General features: G+C 53.7%; 15 protein-coding genes. All 15 read right to left on the bottom strand.

The window, feature by feature from the left end; genetic code table 11:
• Positions 1-2: 2 nt before the first annotated feature.
• Positions 3-1,751, bottom strand: coding sequence for a M48 family metallopeptidase (locus ACO064_RS10415; RefSeq protein ID WP_421827311.1), 1,749 nt, complete (start codon positions 1,749-1,751; stop codon positions 3-5).
• A gap of 62 nt (positions 1,752-1,813) precedes the next feature.
• Positions 1,814-3,325: a DUF4384 domain-containing protein gene (locus tag ACO064_RS10420; protein WP_421827312.1), complete on the bottom strand. Its 1,512-nt coding sequence runs from the start codon at positions 3,323-3,325 to the stop codon at positions 1,814-1,816.
• Between the two features lie 14 nt (positions 3,326-3,339).
• On the bottom strand, positions 3,340-4,905 hold the full coding sequence (locus ACO064_RS10425; RefSeq protein WP_421827313.1) for a caspase family protein: 1,566 nt from the start codon (positions 4,903-4,905) through the stop codon (positions 3,340-3,342).
• A complete protein-coding gene (locus tag ACO064_RS10430) occupies positions 4,902-5,921 on the bottom strand; it encodes a hypothetical protein (RefSeq protein WP_421827314.1) in 1,020 nt (339 codons plus the stop codon). The genes ACO064_RS10425 and ACO064_RS10430 overlap by 4 nt, the downstream gene beginning before the upstream one ends.
• 10 nt (positions 5,922-5,931) lie before the next feature.
• Positions 5,932-6,966: a hypothetical protein gene (locus ACO064_RS10435; RefSeq protein ID WP_421827315.1), complete on the bottom strand. Its 1,035-nt coding sequence runs from the start codon at positions 6,964-6,966 to the stop codon at positions 5,932-5,934.
• 15 nt (positions 6,967-6,981) lie between these two features.
• On the bottom strand, positions 6,982-7,584 hold the full coding sequence (locus tag ACO064_RS10440) for a hypothetical protein (protein ID WP_421827316.1): 603 nt from the start codon (positions 7,582-7,584) through the stop codon (positions 6,982-6,984).
• Between the two features lie 46 nt (positions 7,585-7,630).
• Positions 7,631-8,095: a hypothetical protein gene (locus tag ACO064_RS10445; protein WP_421827317.1), complete on the bottom strand. Its 465-nt coding sequence runs from the start codon at positions 8,093-8,095 to the stop codon at positions 7,631-7,633.
• A gap of 51 nt (positions 8,096-8,146) precedes the next feature.
• On the bottom strand, positions 8,147-9,379 hold the full coding sequence (locus tag ACO064_RS10450; protein WP_421827318.1) for a caspase family protein: 1,233 nt from the start codon (positions 9,377-9,379) through the stop codon (positions 8,147-8,149).
• Positions 9,380-10,066: 687 nt separating this feature from the next.
• Entirely contained in the window at positions 10,067-10,594 is a 528-nt protein-coding gene (locus ACO064_RS10455; protein WP_421827319.1) for a hypothetical protein, read from the bottom strand.
• A gap of 13 nt (positions 10,595-10,607) precedes the next feature.
• A complete protein-coding gene (locus ACO064_RS10460; protein WP_421827320.1) occupies positions 10,608-11,567 on the bottom strand; it encodes an MBL fold metallo-hydrolase in 960 nt (319 codons plus the stop codon).
• A gap of 48 nt (positions 11,568-11,615) precedes the next feature.
• The gene (locus tag ACO064_RS10465) at positions 11,616-12,461 is read right to left on the bottom strand and encodes a serine/threonine-protein kinase (protein WP_421827321.1); all 846 of its coding nucleotides are present in this window, start codon (positions 12,459-12,461) and stop codon (positions 11,616-11,618) included.
• 19 nt (positions 12,462-12,480) lie between these two features.
• A complete protein-coding gene (locus ACO064_RS10470) occupies positions 12,481-14,262 on the bottom strand; it encodes an ABC transporter ATP-binding protein (protein ID WP_421827322.1) in 1,782 nt (593 codons plus the stop codon).
• Entirely contained in the window at positions 14,262-15,587 is a 1,326-nt protein-coding gene (locus ACO064_RS10475; protein ID WP_421827323.1) for a hypothetical protein, read from the bottom strand. The genes ACO064_RS10470 and ACO064_RS10475 overlap by 1 nt, the downstream gene beginning before the upstream one ends.
• 142 nt (positions 15,588-15,729) lie before the next feature.
• Positions 15,730-16,053 carry a hypothetical protein gene (locus ACO064_RS10480; protein WP_421827324.1) on the bottom strand — a complete coding sequence of 108 codons (324 nt, stop codon included), beginning with the start codon at positions 16,051-16,053 and terminating at the stop codon, positions 15,730-15,732.
• 101 nt (positions 16,054-16,154) lie between these two features.
• Complete coding sequence (locus ACO064_RS10485; RefSeq protein ID WP_421827325.1) at positions 16,155-17,093, bottom strand: DUF4249 domain-containing protein; 939 nt, start codon at positions 17,091-17,093, stop codon at positions 16,155-16,157.
• Position 17,094 lies beyond the last annotated feature (1 nt).

Genomic DNA, 17,094 nt, shown 5'->3' on the forward strand with positions numbered 1-17,094 from the left:
GGCTACTGCGGTTTTACGAATGTTTTTCCCCGGTTGTTTCCGGGTTTGGTCCCCGGTTTTTTAGGATTTTTCTTGTTATCACCGGGCTTGTCTGGTGTTTTTACCCCCGGTGCGGGCTGAACGACGATTTTCTTAAGCTGAGTCTGCACCTTTTTGAAATCAGGCTCGTTGGTTTCCAGCGTATTAAAATCCGTGTAGGCAAAGGCCGTCGAAAGCAGAAAGTTCACGTGGTTGAACCGGTCGAGGGAACGCGGGTGTGACGAATACACCGACTCGCCTTTTTTGGAGGCCACATTCCGGAACGCGAGCATGGCGTAGTTCTGGCTTCTCAACGCATAGCCCGTGGCCGCCAGGTCGGAGGCCCGCTGGCTGTTGTCGTGCCGTTGTTCGCCGGTCTCCGAAGCGTTCATGACGTATTGCAGGGCCGCGGCTTCCTCCGGCGATTCACCGGCTTCCTTTTCATCCTTGGCCAGTTTACTCCAGACTTTGGCCGCCTGCCGGGGGTCATAGCCTGCCATGAACATATATTGCAGCCCGATGCGGTCGGCCTGGGTTTCCTGTTCGCGGTTATAACTGCTGTGGTACATGTCTTTGGCGGCCTGAATCAACTTGGCCGGCACATCGCTGCCAGTTTGGTAGCCAGTCACGGTGCTGCCGAAATCCGCCAGTGCCTGCCAGTCTTTGCCCGTTCGGTAGCTTTTGGTGTGGTGACGCTGGGTAACGTGGGCAATTTCGTGTCCGAGAATGGCCGCCAACTGGGCTTCGTTTTCCAGTTGTTTGATCAGCCCGGTATGCACAATGACCGTTCCGTTGGGATAGGCCGACGCGTTGAACGTATCGTCGTGAACCAGATAAAACTTGAAGTTGATAAAATCAGGGTGGTTGGGGTCGAGTGATTTCAGGTATTCCGGAATCAGTTTTTGCCCCACATCATTGACATACGCAAACAGGTTTCGCTCGGTCACGAAGCGATACGACATGTCTTTGCCGATCTGTAAAACGTCTTTGTTCATGAACAAAGCCTTATTGATGGCCCGTCGCATCAACAGGTCGTCCTTACTGATTTCAACCGGGCGCATGGTGCCGGATTTGACAAAAATAACCCCGCTCGTATCGCGCCGACCCGTTACAGTCAGTTCGGCTCCTAACTGCATCTGGTTAAACGTCGTAAAGGTTTTGTTTTTCCATTCGTCCAGGCCCTTCACCTCGGCTTTAGGGTCCATCCGCACTTCCTGTCCGTCGATAACGGCCCGGTTTCCATCCCGGAATTCAAGAATACCGCTGACTTTGGCCTTCCCGAAATACTCATCGTCCAGGTAGATTTCTTTGGCGGTGTTCTGCAATGTCCGCTGGCGGTGGTCGAAATGGAAGGTAATTTCCATACCGGCCCGGAACGAAGACGGCGTCAGTAAATCCTGGGGTTTCACTTTTCGCCGGACTCCCTTCGAATAGCTCACCCTGCGTTTCGGAAACAGGGTTGAATCGGTCATGAACACGTGGCTATACCGCCCCTCTTCATCGTTTTCGGCCAGCACCAGCATGTATTTATAGGGCGGTTTAAACTCGATGATAATCCCTTTTCCGGTTTTATCGAGAGGCACTTCATCCACCGGCGTGTCCGGCACCACCGGGGCTACGGGCTTCGGGGCCGTTGTTTCCGGCTTCGACTCCTCCTTCTTTTTCTTGCCCTTCTGGGCCACCAGGGTCAGCGGCAGCACGAGCAGCATCCCCATCAACAGGTTAATACGCATGATTTTCATAGGATCAGGGATAAAGTAAAGGTATAGGCCGGGTCAACGGCGAATTCAAAACGTCATTTCGTGCGTTGGGCCACCGCGCTGCGGGTCGTCAGCACCAGCCGTGTCTCGGCCAGTTGGGGCAGCCGGGCCATGCCCCGATCCACACACCGGGCGTTTTTCAGCGCATCTTTCAGCGTTCCCACGATGATGTCTGCGCCGTGTTCGTTCGGCTTGGTTTCGACCGGACAAAACCGGGTGGTCGATGCCGCAGCAATCAGGGTTTCCTGACCAAAAGGCGGAATGCACTCAAACTGATCCGGAAACACAATGTCCTTGTTTTCCTGACCCGGTTTAATCTCGAAGTCGTTCCAGAGCAGGGCAACCTCCCCGTTGGTCTGCACGTAGAGAAGCCGGACGTGGCCGGGCTTATTGACCCGGATTTGCACCGTCATGGTGTCTTTTTCCCAGAATTCCAGGTTTTTCCGCGCCGTCCCGGACGCCTTCATCGTAATCTGGAAGGGTTCGGCTTTGGCCTCCACGGGCGGAGCCGAAGCCGGTGGCGCTCCGGCCGTAATGGTCTGCTGGGTGGCAATCACCTCATCGTTCTGTTCCGGTTTCAGTTGGAGGCCCTTCTGCTGCACCCAGGTAACGGGCAGGTCCAGATTCGGCGTGAGTTTGGCGAAACTGTTGTCCGTAGCCGGATCAAAGAGCTCGGTCATGATTTCAACCTGACCGCCCCGTTGCCGGTAGCTTCCGCGAATTCCCAGCCCCTGGGCCGGGTCGTCGGCCACCACATTCAGGCCTTCGTCGGTTTTTAGCCGCTGGCGAAGCTCGTTCACCAACTGATCGGAAAACGCATTGGTGAGCTGGCTGTTGTCATACGAAAATTTTCTTACCACCACCGGTTTCTTCTTGTCCGGCAGTTTTTCCGTGATGCTTTTGGCCAGGCGATACACCGCCCAGCTCAGGCTGCGTTCACGCTGGCGAATTTCGGTCAGGTTCACATCCACCGGAAAAGAAACGGCCTGGGGCGGAATGACGGCGGCTTTTTCGATCTTGACAATCCGGTAGTTCTGTGGCTCAAAACCGCTCGATTCGGTGAGGATATCGAAGGAAAAATGGATCGCCAGCGGGGTCGCCCGTTTGGTCCGGGCCGTCCCCGGTTTGTTAAACGCTGTCGTTTGGGTTACATAGGCGACCATCACCAGTCGCCCTTCCCTGTTGCGGCTGAGCAGGTATTTCTCCCGGTCCAGATCGGTTTCCGCATCGCCCTTGAAAAGGCGAAACTGTTGGGAATACTGCTCAACGGGATACGACTCGCCCATCAGATCGCTGAACACAAACGTCTCTTTGCCGGCAAACGACTGGGCAATCAGAATCTGTTGTTTGCTGTTGAACTCCCCCTGCGACTGGCAGTAAAAACCGGCCGCGTTCAGGGCGCTGGTATAGTCTTCCAGGGCCGTACGACAATTGACGATGAACGCGGTGCTATCCCCTCTGGTAAAGCGTTGCTGCGCCCAAACCGCCGGAGAACCACCCCAGAGCGACAGGAAAAGCAGACATACAGTAGCCGTATATTTTTTCATAAATTTTATTAGCGTTACAGAACAAGAGGCTCAACGGTTCGGTCGATGTATTCCGGTTGTTGGGAAAATCCATTTTTCTGGGTTTGGGCAATCACTTCACTGCGTACGTCCTGAAAAACATCCCCGATCCGCCGTCCCCGCCGAAGGTGCGCGAGCAGGGCCGCCGTATAGTATCCGTTCTCCTTCGGGCCATTCCGGGCGGTGGAGCCGGGCGCGGTGGCCAGGGCCACGTAGCAGTTATTGATGCTGTTTTCGACATGAATTCGCTTGAATCCGCGGCTCAGCCCACCCTGAGACACCGGGCGGGGCTGCTCGCCCGCAACCACCGAAAGCCGAACCGACCGGGTACTGTCCTTTCGGGCCGGAGCCGTAGTTCCGGCGGGTTTACTGAATGGGTCGTCGCGGCAGGCATCGATGATAATGATGCAATACCGGGGTTCCTGTTTTTGAATGGCGTCGATCAGGTTCGTTACCGAAATAGCCTGCAAATCCATGTCTTCCGGGTTCTTAAGCTGCGCATCGACGGGCAGCAGATAGTTTTCGCCCCGGTGCTGCACGCCGTGTCCGGCATAAAATACCAGCGCGACGTCGGCTTTACTGGCTTTTTTGTAAAATTCCAGCAGCGTTTTATCAATGCCTTCCCGCGTCACATCAGTAACGAGCATGGTTTCGAAGCCCAGGTCGGTCAGCCGTTTTTGCATGGCTTTGGCGTCGTTTCGGGGTTGACCATCCAGACTATTCACGTTCTTGTAATCGGAGTTACCAACCACCAGCGCCATCCGGCGACCGTTGAAATTGGAAGCCGACAGCGCACCGGTTTTGCCGCCAATTTTCAACTTCTGCTCCAGTTGTGCCTTGCCCACCAGCGCATCCGGAAAATCCGGATCGATGTCCAGCGACTGCTGGTAGTAGTTGAGTGCCTGTTTCAATTCACCTTTCTGTTCATAGGCTTCACCCAGATCGCAATACACCCGAAAAAGCTGGCCGTGTTTCAATTTCAGACTCGTCTGAAAATCGGCGATGGCCACATCGACCTGGCCTTTCCGCAACCGCGCCCGGCCCCGGTTTCGATAGGCGTAAGGCGAGTTTGCGTTGAGGTCGATGCCTTTCTGGGCCGTGGTTTCGGCCTCGTCGAACCGGCCGTGTTTGGTCTGGCAATAGCTCAACCCACTGTAATAATCCGCTTTGGAGGGTGCGCGGTTGATGGCCTGCTGGTAATCACGGGCGGCCCGTTCATACTCGCTCAACTGAATATAGATGTACGCACGCTGGGCGTAGTATTTGGCCGGTCCCTCATCCCGGCGGATGGCCTGATTGACGTCCTCCAGGGCCTCCCGGTACGCTTTCACGGCGGGCAACGAGCGAACCACCGCGCTCCCGTGGTAGGCTTCGGCGGCCGTCAGGCCGTCGGGCTGGATTTTCAGGACTTCCCGGTAGTAGCCAATGGCCTTCTGCGGATCGGTTTCCCGGTCGGCCAGTTCCATCCATTGCAGCGCCGTCCGGGCCGACTGAGCCTGAATCGACGGGCCGTGAAAAACGGCCAGACTCAGCAGCAGTACGAAAATTGACAGGTGTTTCATCGCAATTGACTCGATTGATTCCAGTGAACGACCAGGTTGGATGCCTGAACCCAGGGTTCCCGGCGACCGGCCGGAAACGGAACGGCATCCGTTCGTTTGCGCCGGTAAATCTGCGGGCTTTCGACCGAAACCGTGACGCCTTCCAGCACAATGAGCTGTCCGACCACGACCTTATCCGGGTTCTCGATAAAGTCATCACAATATTCCAGGTCGAACGATTGAATCTGGAACCGGGCGATGGCTTCGGGCCTCAGCCGCAGGGCCAGAAGCTGGGCCAGCGTCAGCGTATCGGCTTTTTCACCGGTCATGATCACCACCGTATCCGAGCGCATCAGTTGTTTCAGTTTACCGAGGGCCTGGGTTTGCCGGGTTGAGTCGGCCAGAAACCGCACAAACCAATGCTGCATCTGCTCGTGGTAGTCGGCCACTTTGGCAATGGTCAAACCCGGTAGCTCAATCGAGTCGGCTTTCCGCCGGATGCGGTGAATGACCAAATCCTGGTAGGCCCCCTTCCGCTCCGTCGCATCCAGTTCAAGCACCCACTCGTCGAGTTGCCGCAGCGGCTGCCGGCCTTCGCTCAGGATGCCTGTCAACGCTACCGACGCGGTCACTTCAAGGCGGGTGCGGTTCTTCTTTTTGGCCACTTGCCGCATTCGGGTCGGCTGAAGCTGGAAATGAAAGACATCTTCCCAGAACAGTTGCGAAAAACCGTTGGCCCAGTTCCGGGCGGTCGTTTGGGGCGAAACGTGCTGGTAAATAACCGCTGGCTGGCGCAAATCCGGAATCTTCACCGTGTCGGCCACAAAAAATTCCTGCCAGGAAGCCCGTTTCCGGGTGTCCATCTCTGCCGAATCGACCCGGCTGCTGAGTCGATTGACCCGGTTTTCCCACTTCGCCAGCCAGTTTGCCACGGCCGGATTCACCAGATTCAATCCGGCGGGTTTATCGGGGGCGGCCCAACTGGTCGTACTGGACATCCAGCCACCGATCAGAATCCCTATCAGTATGTTTTTCATGCTATTCATGTCAGTCAGACTTTTTAGACGATGCAGACCATTTCATATACCGGCTCAGGGCGGCAGGCAGGGGCGTTCGGTACTCGACGCTGTAGAGGTCGGTAATGAGCCAGCCCGCATTTTCTTTTTCCCGGTGAAAATCTTCCAGTTTGAGCAGCCAGCCCCGGCGAATGTCCAGATACAGATGCACCTCCTGGGTTTGTTGTAAGGTAAGGCTGCCCTCCTGAACAGCCTTCGACAGCCGAATCAGCGTTTTACTAACCGGATAGGCCGAAAGCGTAAAGGCCAGGAGGTTTTCGCGGTTGCGCAAAAGATTATACAGATTCAAAAACCGGGTTTCGTGCGTTTCAGAACTGATAAACAGCGAACGATCGTTGCGTCGGGACGTATCCAGTCGCATGGTATCCGTCCGCGAAGCCTTCAGAAAAGGAGCCTCCGCATCGATGATCTTCCAGTCCGAATAGGAATCCGTCCGGTTTCTTTTCAGAAAAAAGGTAACCTTCTGGGGCGTATTTTTGTACAAAACCGCGTATTCCACTTCGCCAAATAACTCCTCTGTATCCTTCGGCAGCAAAACGGCGGCCGTGTCGTTTGCAATCGTCGACACAAACTCATCCACCAGGGTTTGATAGGCCGGGCTGTGTCGGCCCGAGCGCACCTTCAGCCGCGGGTCGTCTTCGTTGAAAAGCATCCGCAGGTAGCGTTCCCGTGGGTAGGTCAGCCGACTCAGGGAGTCGAAAGGCTGCTGCGTCGGCGTTTGCTGGTAATTGAGCCGGTGCAGAAAATCACTCACAAAAGCCACGCGCTGAATCATGAACGGTTCGGCGGGTCGGCTCACCACGGACAGATAGGCCGGCTTCGCCACCGAATCCGCAACGAGCCTGGTCAGCGAATCCGTCGCCGGTTTTTTGAGCGTATCCGTCACCCCGGCTTGCCGGAGCGTATCGGCCGATTCCATCGTTCGTGGCCCCTCGATAACCGTCGGCGTCTGGCCCAAAACCGCCAGCAGCGGAACGGCTCCCATTACTATTTGCCAAATTGTCATTCGCGTTGTGTGCAATTAGTTATCGTCCCGAACGGTGGCATCCACCGTGATATTTCCCAACAAAACCATCCAGTTTTTCTCCTTATAGAAGGGGTCTTCCCGCACCCGCAGGTCCGCTTCTATCTTTTTAGTGGTTTTATCCTGATAAACCGGGACGCCATTTCGCCAGGCTTTGAAGGCCTGAAAATACTGCCCGGTTGCCTGGTAGGACCCATCGGGCTGCTTTTTCCAACTATCCAATCGGACCGATTCGAAGTTGGTAATCTGCACTTTATCGTACTTGAGTGCCTTGATCTTTTCCAGGTATTGCCGCAATGGCAAAGTGGTGCGCGTCCCCGTGTTGATATTGGAAACCTCGACGCTGACATCTTTTTTGAACATCAGCAGGGCCTGCCGGATGGCTCCGTTACGCTCATCGAAAGAGCGGTCTTTGTCCGCAATGATTCCTAGAAAATCCACGAAGGCCTTGATCCGGATTTTAGCTTCTTCGCCAAAGTCCTGAAGTTGCTGCTGGGTCAGCGTATCCGGATTAATTGCAGTGGTGGCGTTGGCCCCCGATACCGATTGGACTCCGGTCAGCATCAGACTCAGCAAGACGGGTAGAAAAAAGAATTTCATAGCGAGGGGATTATTCGGTTTGCGCGAAAAATGATTATTTATAATTTTAATCCCGGAGGGTGACACTCATAGTGGCCTTCTTAAACAGAACCACCCAACCTTTTTCTTTATAAAAAGGGGATTCCTGAACACTGAGAACCGGCTCAGCGCTGATAACCTGCATGTTTTCGTATTTGAGCAATTTAACTCTTTCAAGATATTGTCGCACCGGCATTGTGTGTGTCACCCCAGTCATTCTATTTAAAATCAGAAGGGTAGCTTCTCTCTCAAACATCCCAAGGGCCTGCCGGATGGCTCCATTGCGCTCGTCAAAGCGACGGTCTTTGTCCGCAATAATTCCCAGAAAATCCACGAAGGCCTTGATCCGGATTTTAGCTTCTTCGCCAAAGTCCTGAAGTTGCTGCTGGGTCAGCGTATCCGGATTAATTGCAGTGGTGGCGTTGGCCCCCGATACCGATTGGACTCCGGTCAGCATCAGACTCAGCAAGACGGGCAGAAAAAAGAATTTCATAGCGAGGGGATTATTCTGTAAAGGTTTATCAATCAGCACCGTACCATTCATTTACTGATTCCAGATCTCCTGAACGGCGACTTCGGTGTAAAACCGGCCCGATGGATCCAGTTTGGAAAGCCGCTCCACGATGTTGACCTGCCGGATGCTTTTTGCCAGCGTCGAATAGCGGCTCATCAACTGATCCAGCGGTATGAGTGCCACCTGGGTTGCGTTGACGTATACTTTTACCCGGGCATTGTGAACAAAATACTGCCCGGCCTGGGTCTGTTTCGAGGTGCGAACGGCATAGGTGAGCGACTCATCCGCCAGCGTGTTCAGAAAACCGTTTACGTCGCTGAAATCCGGTCGTTGAGCCGATGCCGGGGCCGCGGGTTGTGGCGCTCCGGCAACCATCGCTGGCTGGGCAGGAGCAACCGCATTGGAATCGACCGGGGCAACCGGGGCGGCAGACGGCGGTGTTGATGGCGGTACCACTGCCACCTGGCTGTCTGGCACCGTTGTGGTAGAATCACTGGCCAATCCAACCGTGAAGATCGACTCCTGTTTGGCCTGGCGGGCGGCCTGAATGCTCCACATCCGGGTTTGCGTATCGTCGAGCAACTGCTCCCAGGTCACCCGTTCGTTGTAATGGCAGGCATAATCGATCGATTGCAGGAGCGACCAGGTATAAAAACTCCCGCCCGGAGCAGCCCCCGAAACCTGCCCCCGTTTGCTGCTGGCGGCAATGACGCCCCCCCGCTGCTGCAGGAACAACTGACGAAAAATAGCCGGATTACACGCCGTGCCTTTCACCATAGACCGGTCCTGGGGGACGTTCTCATCGATCACTTTGTTGCAGCAATCGCCAATGGTGAGACAGAACCGGGCCTTCTTTTTCATCAATTCTTCATGAATGAGCATGAGGGGGAAGTTTCCGTCGCCGGTCGTATCGATCGCCATGATCGGAAAATTCCCGGCATATTTGGTCAGGTTGAAACCGTGCCCGGTGTAATAAAAAACGACAATGTCCTCCGCACCACAGGTCAATCCCAGGATCGACTTCCGAATCGCATCGTTGCTAAAATTTTCTTTCACCAACACGCCCGGCTTATACACGTAGCCGATGCTTTCGGCAATTTTACTAAACTGCTCGTGGAAGCGAAGAATATCCAGTTGACAGGCCCGGGCCAGGGTTTTATCTTCGGTAGCCCCTACCATGATGACGTGAAAAGTGGGTTGAGATTGAGCCCGAAGCGTAGTCAGGCTGACAAGACAAATGCAAAACAAGACGATCGATCGCATATAGAATTTGATTTTGTACCCATCCATGTCCGCAACCGGACTCAGGTTATCACCTTTTTTGAAAAAATGTGAAAATAAAAACCGCCCGCGACCGAAGGCCGCTTCTGGCCAGGCCACACCCCCTTATATTACTTAATTCGCATTTTGGTAAACAAGGTAAAATTAGCCATACCAAATAGGCTAACAATACCTACTTTCGGGTATTTCTACTAAGGAAAACAGGACATAATCGCGGTTATCGGCAGGAATGTTGATGGACACGCGGATTTGATGGGTACCTGCTCTTTCCGGCTCACTTCTCCCGTTCTGATTCTGAGGGTTATATCTCGTTTAGCATGACTAAAAACTACACCATGTATCACTACAGGAAGGCCATCGGCTTTCGCCTGCACCAACCTGCGCGCTTCTTTCATTGTCTATTAGAGATGGAATTGTTACGGGAATTCTGACTGGAAGTGTGTGGAATGAAACTACGAGTAAAGAGCAAAAATACGTGGTATTCTTACAAATAAATACGGTTTTCGATTAAAATTAATCAGGAATTTTTATTCCCTTTCCGGCTGGGTTATAAAGTCCGGCTGGTCAGAATTGCCGTGGAATTAGCGAAACAATACAAACTGATAATCAAATTCTTCGTAAATAATTTCATAAATCGCGGCCAAACTATAAAACAGGAGCGTATGGTTGTTACTTTTCCAACAGCGATAGAATAAAAAACACCAAACCGCCAATGAAGAGGATGGCCGAAAATAAAACCGCAAAAATCATCAGAAACCCCTGACTACCGGTTTTGGGCATCACCATCAGGGAATCTCTCTCTTTAAACCGACCAGTTTGCGGATTCGTCAGCTTAAAACGACCTTCCTGTTCGATGGTAAATTCGGCAATGGGAACAATCCGGCTGCCCGACCCATCTTTCCGCTGCCCGAGCAGGTTGACAAACGAATGCACGGCCACGGTCTTTCCCGTCATTAAATCGGACACTTCAAACGGAATATCCGTCGGAATTATACCGGTTAACGAAGGGCGTTTGACCGCGATTTCGTACGCGCCGGGCTCTTTTAACGGAAATTCAAAATCCGGCACCAACGCCGAGTCTTCAATTTTTGTTCCGGCTGTATAAATGCGGATCAATTTGCCAATGCTTTTGAAGAGCAGCAGGAAACCAGCCACCATCAGCAAAGCGAATAAAACCGTTGACCAAAATGGAAACATGGGATAAGAAATGTTAAAATTCCAGAAGCGATCCCTGTTCGGGAAAAATTAATTTTAGTTTCAGCGCGTTGCTTTCCCGAAGCTGCTTTTTAATCGCGGCTTCGTTGGTTCCGGCCGGTTTGATGTGTGTAATCACAACCGGCAATCCGTCCAGGGCTGTTGCACCGGTCAATTTGCTCAAAACCGTCAATTCGTGCATCAGCCAGTTCGGTGTTAAATGCCCATACAACTGGTTATCCGGTTGCTCGTTCGGATACGAAACTTCGATCAATAATCCCTTAAGCTTTTTCGATTGAATCAGTGGAGAAATCGCCTGCCAGAGTTGCGACAGATGCGTCGATTTCTCGATTAAATCCGGGCCGGTATCACCCAGATACAGCAGGTAATGTTCGCCGTTTCGGATCAGAAAAGCCGCACTCTGGTACGAATTGCCGTGGCTCAACGGAAAAGTTCGCACGCTCAGACCCGTCGCTTCGATGGGAATTTCGTTCGCCGGCGAAAGAACCGTGTAGCGGTATTTGCTCAACGCTGGCTGATCGCCCTCATTGGCCAGATTGGGCCAGCTTTTCCAGTTGAAATAATTCTTTTTGAGGACATCAAGGCAAGCCGCCATCGCATAAATCGGCTTCCGGGCATCTTCCGTCGAGTTGATGATCAGACCCGACAAATGATCCAGATGGGCGTGGCTGATCAGGTAGGCTTTGATGTACTCTTTCAGAACGGTTTCGGAACTCACTTTAAATACCTGATTCTGAACCGCTTTCTCAATCCCGGCGTGAAGCGTTCCCGCATCCAGACAGATGTACGCATCCGTTCCCTGCGGAGCCAGCAGATAGGCCGAAAGATTGCTTTCGTCGATACCGCCTTTCACCCCCAACGGAACTACCTTGAAGGTTGACCCGGACGGTTTTTGCGCGAAGGCTCCGGAGAATACGAAGAGAAAAAAGAAGACGGGTAGAAATCGGACAGCCATGGAGCAAACGGGTTAACCGTTTAAAACTACACGATTTCTGCCACCAATTCAAGGCTTCACCCGATCCCACCACTTCCGGACCGGCGCCATCCAGTCGGGACCGTTCAGCAAAGCCGGGTGATGCAGGACCTCCAGCACCTGCCGGGCGGTCATCCGGCGGTCGGGCGACACCGTCAACAGCCGGTCGATGAGCCGCTCACTGGCCTTCGACAGCCCGGGATTCAGCTTGTGGGGAGCGAGGTAATCGCCTTTCTGAATCCGGCGGCCGATGTCGCTCTGCGTGTTTCCGCCAAACGGGGGCTGCCCCGTCAGCATTTCATACAGCAGAACCCCCAGCGCCCAGCAGTCGGACGCGGAACTGCTCCGGCCGGAAAACTGCTCGGGAGCCATCGAAGACGCCGTACCGATCAGGTGGCCCTCGTGCGTCAGTTTGGGTGAAGTAGCCGCCCGCGCCAGGCCAAAATCCAGCAATTTGGCTTTTCCGGGTCGGGCAATTTTGATATTTCCCGCTTTCAGATCCCGGTGAACGATGTCGCGGCTGTGCAGATACTCCAGCGCCGAAGCAATCTGGGCCAGCAGTTTCCAGGCGGTTTCTTCGGGAAAAGGCCCATTTTTTCGGATGTACTGCTCAATCGTCGGCCCTTCGATGTATTCCAGCACCAGGCAGGAGAGGCCGTTTTCCACAAAAAACTCGTACACGAGCGCAATGTGCGGATGCCGCAGCGAGGCCTGTACGGCGGCTTCGTTCCGAAACCGGTCGGCCTGCTCCATCCGGCTCAACAGCTTGACGGCCACCGTCCGCTGCGTCGCGGTGTGGTAGGCCTGGTACACCTCGCCCATCCCGCCCGACCCCACCCACTGGGTCAGCGTGTATCCTCGTATCGATTGGTTCATGGCTCACATGCGGTTTTTCTCACCCCAGAACCGTGGCCGCCAAACGGGTCAGGTTCATCGAGCGGGCGTTGGAATCAATGATGTCGCGGTACAAACCGCCTTCACGGTAGAGCGATTCGTGGGTTCCCTGCCCCACGATTTTCCCTTCCTGCATGACATAAATCTGGTCGGCGTCCATGATCTGACTGATGTTGTGCGAAATGATCAAAACCGTCCGGTTCTGCTTGATGGCGTCCAGGCTGTCCTTGATCTGTTCGGTCGTAATGGCGTCGAGGCTGGCGGTGGGTTCGTCGAGCAACAGCACCGGCGGGTTTTTCAGGAAAAGCCGGGCAATCGCAATCCGTTGCTGCTGACCACCCGACAAAGCGCGGGCTTCGGTCTGGTAGCCCTGCGGCAACTGCAACACCTGATCGTGCAGACTGGCCTGGCGGGCGGCTTCCACCACGGCCTCAAACGGCGTGTCGAGCTTGCCGTAGCGGATATTCTCCTCGACAGTTCCGGCAAAAATGTGGTTTTTCTGCAATACCAGCCCGACGTTCTCCCGGACAAATTCGCTGTTGTAGTCCGATAACGGCTGACCGTCGAGCAGCACGCTGCCCCGCGTCGGGTCGTAAAAACCGGCCAGCAGATTCAGCGCCGAGCTTTTCCCGGCCCCCGACAAACCCACCAGGGCCGTCACCTTGCCGGGTTGCAGTTCGAGGGTGATGTTCCGCAATGCCTGTTTGCCGTTGGGATAGACAAAATCCACGTTTTGCAACGCAAAATACCCTTTCCAGGTGGGCGATTTCAGCGAACCGCGCTGGAGCATGTAGGTGTTGTTCTCGATCATATCGAAAAATCCTTCGGCATACACCAGGGCTTCGGTATACTCGTCGTAGATGCGGTGCAGGTGCCGAACCGGTGCCGACACGTTGTTGAACAGCATGATGTGCAGCAAAATGGCACCGACGGACATCTGGCGATTCAGGACGAAATAGATCGTTACGACAAAAACCAGCACGATTCCCACCTGCTCGGCCACGCTTTTTAGTCCGTCAAACAGGTAGTTGGTGCGGTGGTGTCGAATTTCGTTCTCGGCCAGCCGGTGGTTCAGGTCGTGCTGGCGGCCCTGTTCGTAACCTTCCCGCACGAAGGATTTGACAACAAAGATGGATTCGAGCAGACCAAACAGCGCATTGGCCTTGTTTTCCCGGATTTCCTGAATATTCCGGCGAATCTGCTTCTGGCGATTGGTTTGTTCGCGGCTGATGTAGGCATAAACCGGCAGCACGAGCGTGGCAACAATGCCCACCCCGACGTTTTTGTTATAAATCAGAATCAGCGCAAAAGCGGCATTGGCCAGCATCGGCACAATGTCTACGAACAGGTTTTTGACGGTTTTCGTCAGGCTCTCGATGCCTTTGTCGATGCGTTTTTCGAGCTTCCCGGTCTGGTTCTGCCCCAGCGCAAAAAAGGACAGGTGGTACGAAACAATCCGCTGAATGGTGTAATCGTAGAGGTCGGCGGCCATGCGAAACCGAATGCGGTCGCTCAGGAATTTTTGCCCCAGTTGCACCAGCAAACTCAGCACTTCCTTGGCCAGCAGAATCACGACCAGCGTTCCGACCACCCAGCTTACTTCCTGTTTGTCAATGGGTTTTTTCAATAACTTCTGGACGGTATTGACGGTGTGTTCCATCACCAGGGGCGTCACCTGGGCCAGCAAGGCACCGATGGTCGTCAGCAGGAGCGCCAGGGCCAGACTTCCCCGGTAGCGCCGGACGAAGGGCCACAATTTTCGGATCAACAGGAACGTATTCATCAGATCATCTGGCGGATAAATTCCTGGGTGTTCAGTTTGCCGTCGGTCTGGTAGTCGTAGAAAAGCTCGGTCATCGAGGCCACGATGTGCGGGTCTTCGGTCAAAAAAGCCGTCAGTTTGGTGGCCCGGCCGCTCGTGCTGGAGCCGCTGCCGAGAATACAGACGCACAGGCCCCGGTAAATTCCCGGTTTGTTTTCGCGGGGGGCGCTGATGAACAACTGAACGGGCAGCGTCTTGTTGGCTTTCGTAATCCGGATGCCCAGTTCCTGCATTTCCCGAATCGCCTGGGTGTGTTCGGCATACAATTGGTTCACCAGCAGCGCTTTGGGGTCGGCTGGTTCGGTGGCCGACGACGGAATCAAAAACCGGTTGTGGTGCGGAACGCTGTCGGTCTGGCTCAACAGGGCGTTGCTGCCGGGGCGGTAGGTTTCCACCAGAACGTGTTCATTGATGACTTTGCCAAGGTATTTCAGAAAGGCGTGACTCGCTCCTTCGTTCTGGTCGTTGAGGGTCACAAACTCGACGTGGGCGTCGCTGCCCATGTTCTGGAGATAGATGGCGGCTCCTTTCAGCTTGTTTTCCACGTCCGTACAATCGCGTTGCAGCCCTTCGGCTTTGCGGGCGTAGTCGAACTGGGTCGCATTCCGGAGTTCGTGCGGTTTCAGGTCGGCGTGTTTGGCGACGTAATCCATCCGAAATGGCGCAATGCCTTCCACCCGGGCGGTATTGGACAGAACGAGCAGATCATTGCCCTGCGACTGCGCCGATTCCACCACCCGGCCAATGCCTTTCAGCACCTCGTCGGAGCCTTCCATCAGCAACACTTTTTCGTTGACTTTGCCGCTCACATCGATCATGAGCGTGTTGAGCGACTGCGTAGCCTGCACCAGCAAATGGGTCTGGGTTTTGATGTGCTCCATTTCCTGCTGGTTCAGCCGTTCCTTCAGGCGGTTGGCTTTCTCCGTCGTAACGGTGACGTACAAACCGATGAAGATTCCGACAATCCCGCCGAGCAAACCGGCTATATCGAGTTCACGGATGTATTTGTCGAGCCCCGGATTGAAATACGCCCGGGCATCCGTCCACTTCCCGGTTACGGGATCAACCTGAAAATCAGACAAATAATGCGTTGTATCGTGAAAGACATAGTACCATTTCAACCCCAGTGAAATCAGCAATGCCAGGAAAGGAATCATGAAAAACGCCGTGAAGAGCAGCGGGTGATTCCGGATGATGTCGTAGAGTACCGCAAAAAAACCGTCATTTTTGGGATCGGATTCGGCGGTACGAACCGGTTGAGGAGCGGGGGTAGAAACAGCGTGCATGAGAGCCTTTGTTAGATGAATTGACCGTAACAAAGGTCTCGTTCGGGACTCCCCTATTCAATCCGCAAAGACCTACATTTTGGGTACAGGAAAACCTATAGTTTCCGTGTACCGACCGAAAGCATAAAGTTGTGGAGATACCCTACCGCCCCCCGGAAGCAACCCCCAAATTGGCTAATTTTTTATACAGCTTTGTAAGTAATTCCTGGGTTGATCCCAACCAGAATTCGCTCCAGCTTACGGAGGTCTGCGCCTTTTTTCCCAGAACGGTTTTCAGTGTATTATTCCGACGTTTGAAATAGACCAGATAGTCGTCACAGACCCGAACGATGGACAAAGTATCATCTTTACGTACCTGATTAGTAGTAATCAGCGCAGCGAGATAAGCGCGGGCGTCTTCTTCCGTATCGGTGTAGGTAAGATTCGTGCTGTTGCCATCATAATGGACAACGATATAGTCTTTCATGGTTGATTGGGGCATCTTTCAAAGAAGTATACAATAGTAACAAAAATTGAGTATTTGTACGCAATAAAACTTGATAAAAATTAATATCCCCGGAAAAAATATTATTTAAAGGTTGCTGTTACCGTCGACTGGTTGTAACCGGCGAAGCAACCCAGCCCCCCCGTGATCGTATTGGGTAACAACACCGGCTCCGCAAACGGGTTTCCATCCGATTTTTTTTGCAGTTCGAGAGCCTGGTGATACTTGTAATAAGCCTCATCCACATGGAGTAAGCTCGCCTTCACGGTGGCCTTGTCATACAGATTAACGAACGTCATTTTATCAGACACCGTCTGGCTTGTCGTGGCACTCTGGTTCAGAAGCCCCCGGTACGATTCCAGCAATTTTCCGTCTCTGGCACCGTCCGACAACAGCGTGTTGACGGTTCCCAGCGATTCGAAAAGAACCGGTGTGGTTTCTGCTTTGGGCTTCGTGCCTGCTTCCGCTTTGCAGGTAGGGCACGATTTCGCATAGGCAAAGACCCCAATTGTCTGGTAATAGTTGGTTACGGACGGCGCATCCTGCCAATAATACCGGACAAAGTATTCTTTCTGGCGGTTGGCATCCTCCGATGAATCGAGCCGGACCTGTTGCAGGCGCAGGGCCTGCGGAATCGTACAGACACCGGAAGCACTCAGACCGTCGGGCGTTTGCGCCGTGAGCTGATACGTCTCGCCCGCCCGAATCGGAAATTTCTTCGGATCAGCCTGATAATAATCGTTCTTGCCGTTATAGGTGAGTTGAATCGACCGGCCACCCGCCGTAAGCGTTACTTTGGCATCCCGGACCACGCCGTAATTGGTTGTGTAATTGGGGTCGGCAACAGGACGGGTGCTGTTCACTTTGATGGCCAGAACCGTGTCCTGCGGGGAAATGAATCCAATCAGGACCAGCTTTTTAGCGACTTGCGTTAACCCTTCGGGCTCAATTTCCTGACGCATATTCTGGCAACCGGTGGCCAATAGCATAACAAGCAGAGATACGACGTATATCCGTTTCATG

This window comes from Larkinella sp., from assembly GCF_965227735.1.
In the GTDB taxonomy this organism is placed as follows: domain Bacteria; phylum Bacteroidota; class Bacteroidia; order Cytophagales; family Spirosomataceae; genus Larkinella.

What these genes read in the sequence shown, in the direction of transcription:
- ACO064_RS10415 (WP_421827311.1), bottom strand. Translation starts at nt 1,751, where the DNA reads ATGCGTATTAACCTGTTGATGGGGATGCTGCTCGTGCTGCCGCTGACC.
- ACO064_RS10420 (WP_421827312.1), bottom strand. Translation starts at nt 3,325, where the DNA reads ATGAAAAAATATACGGCTACTGTATGTCTGCTTTTCCTGTCGCTCTGG.
- ACO064_RS10425 (WP_421827313.1), bottom strand. Translation starts at nt 4,905, where the DNA reads ATGAAACACCTGTCAATTTTCGTACTGCTGCTGAGTCTGGCCGTTTTT.
- ACO064_RS10430 (WP_421827314.1), bottom strand. Translation starts at nt 5,921, where the DNA reads ATGAAAAACATACTGATAGGGATTCTGATCGGTGGCTGGATGTCCAGT.
- ACO064_RS10435 (WP_421827315.1), bottom strand. Translation starts at nt 6,966, where the DNA reads ATGACAATTTGGCAAATAGTAATGGGAGCCGTTCCGCTGCTGGCGGTT.
- ACO064_RS10440 (WP_421827316.1), bottom strand. Translation starts at nt 7,584, where the DNA reads ATGAAATTCTTTTTTCTACCCGTCTTGCTGAGTCTGATGCTGACCGGA.
- ACO064_RS10445 (WP_421827317.1), bottom strand. Translation starts at nt 8,095, where the DNA reads ATGAAATTCTTTTTTCTGCCCGTCTTGCTGAGTCTGATGCTGACCGGA.
- ACO064_RS10450 (WP_421827318.1), bottom strand. Translation starts at nt 9,379, where the DNA reads ATGCGATCGATCGTCTTGTTTTGCATTTGTCTTGTCAGCCTGACTACG.
- ACO064_RS10455 (WP_421827319.1), bottom strand. Translation starts at nt 10,594, where the DNA reads ATGTTTCCATTTTGGTCAACGGTTTTATTCGCTTTGCTGATGGTGGCT.
- ACO064_RS10460 (WP_421827320.1), bottom strand. Translation starts at nt 11,567, where the DNA reads ATGGCTGTCCGATTTCTACCCGTCTTCTTTTTTCTCTTCGTATTCTCC.
- ACO064_RS10465 (WP_421827321.1), bottom strand. Translation starts at nt 12,461, where the DNA reads ATGAACCAATCGATACGAGGATACACGCTGACCCAGTGGGTGGGGTCG.
- ACO064_RS10470 (WP_421827322.1), bottom strand. Translation starts at nt 14,262, where the DNA reads ATGAATACGTTCCTGTTGATCCGAAAATTGTGGCCCTTCGTCCGGCGC.
- ACO064_RS10475 (WP_421827323.1), bottom strand. Translation starts at nt 15,587, where the DNA reads ATGCACGCTGTTTCTACCCCCGCTCCTCAACCGGTTCGTACCGCCGAA.
- ACO064_RS10480 (WP_421827324.1), bottom strand. Translation starts at nt 16,053, where the DNA reads ATGAAAGACTATATCGTTGTCCATTATGATGGCAACAGCACGAATCTT.
- ACO064_RS10485 (WP_421827325.1), bottom strand. Translation starts at nt 17,093, where the DNA reads ATGAAACGGATATACGTCGTATCTCTGCTTGTTATGCTATTGGCCACC.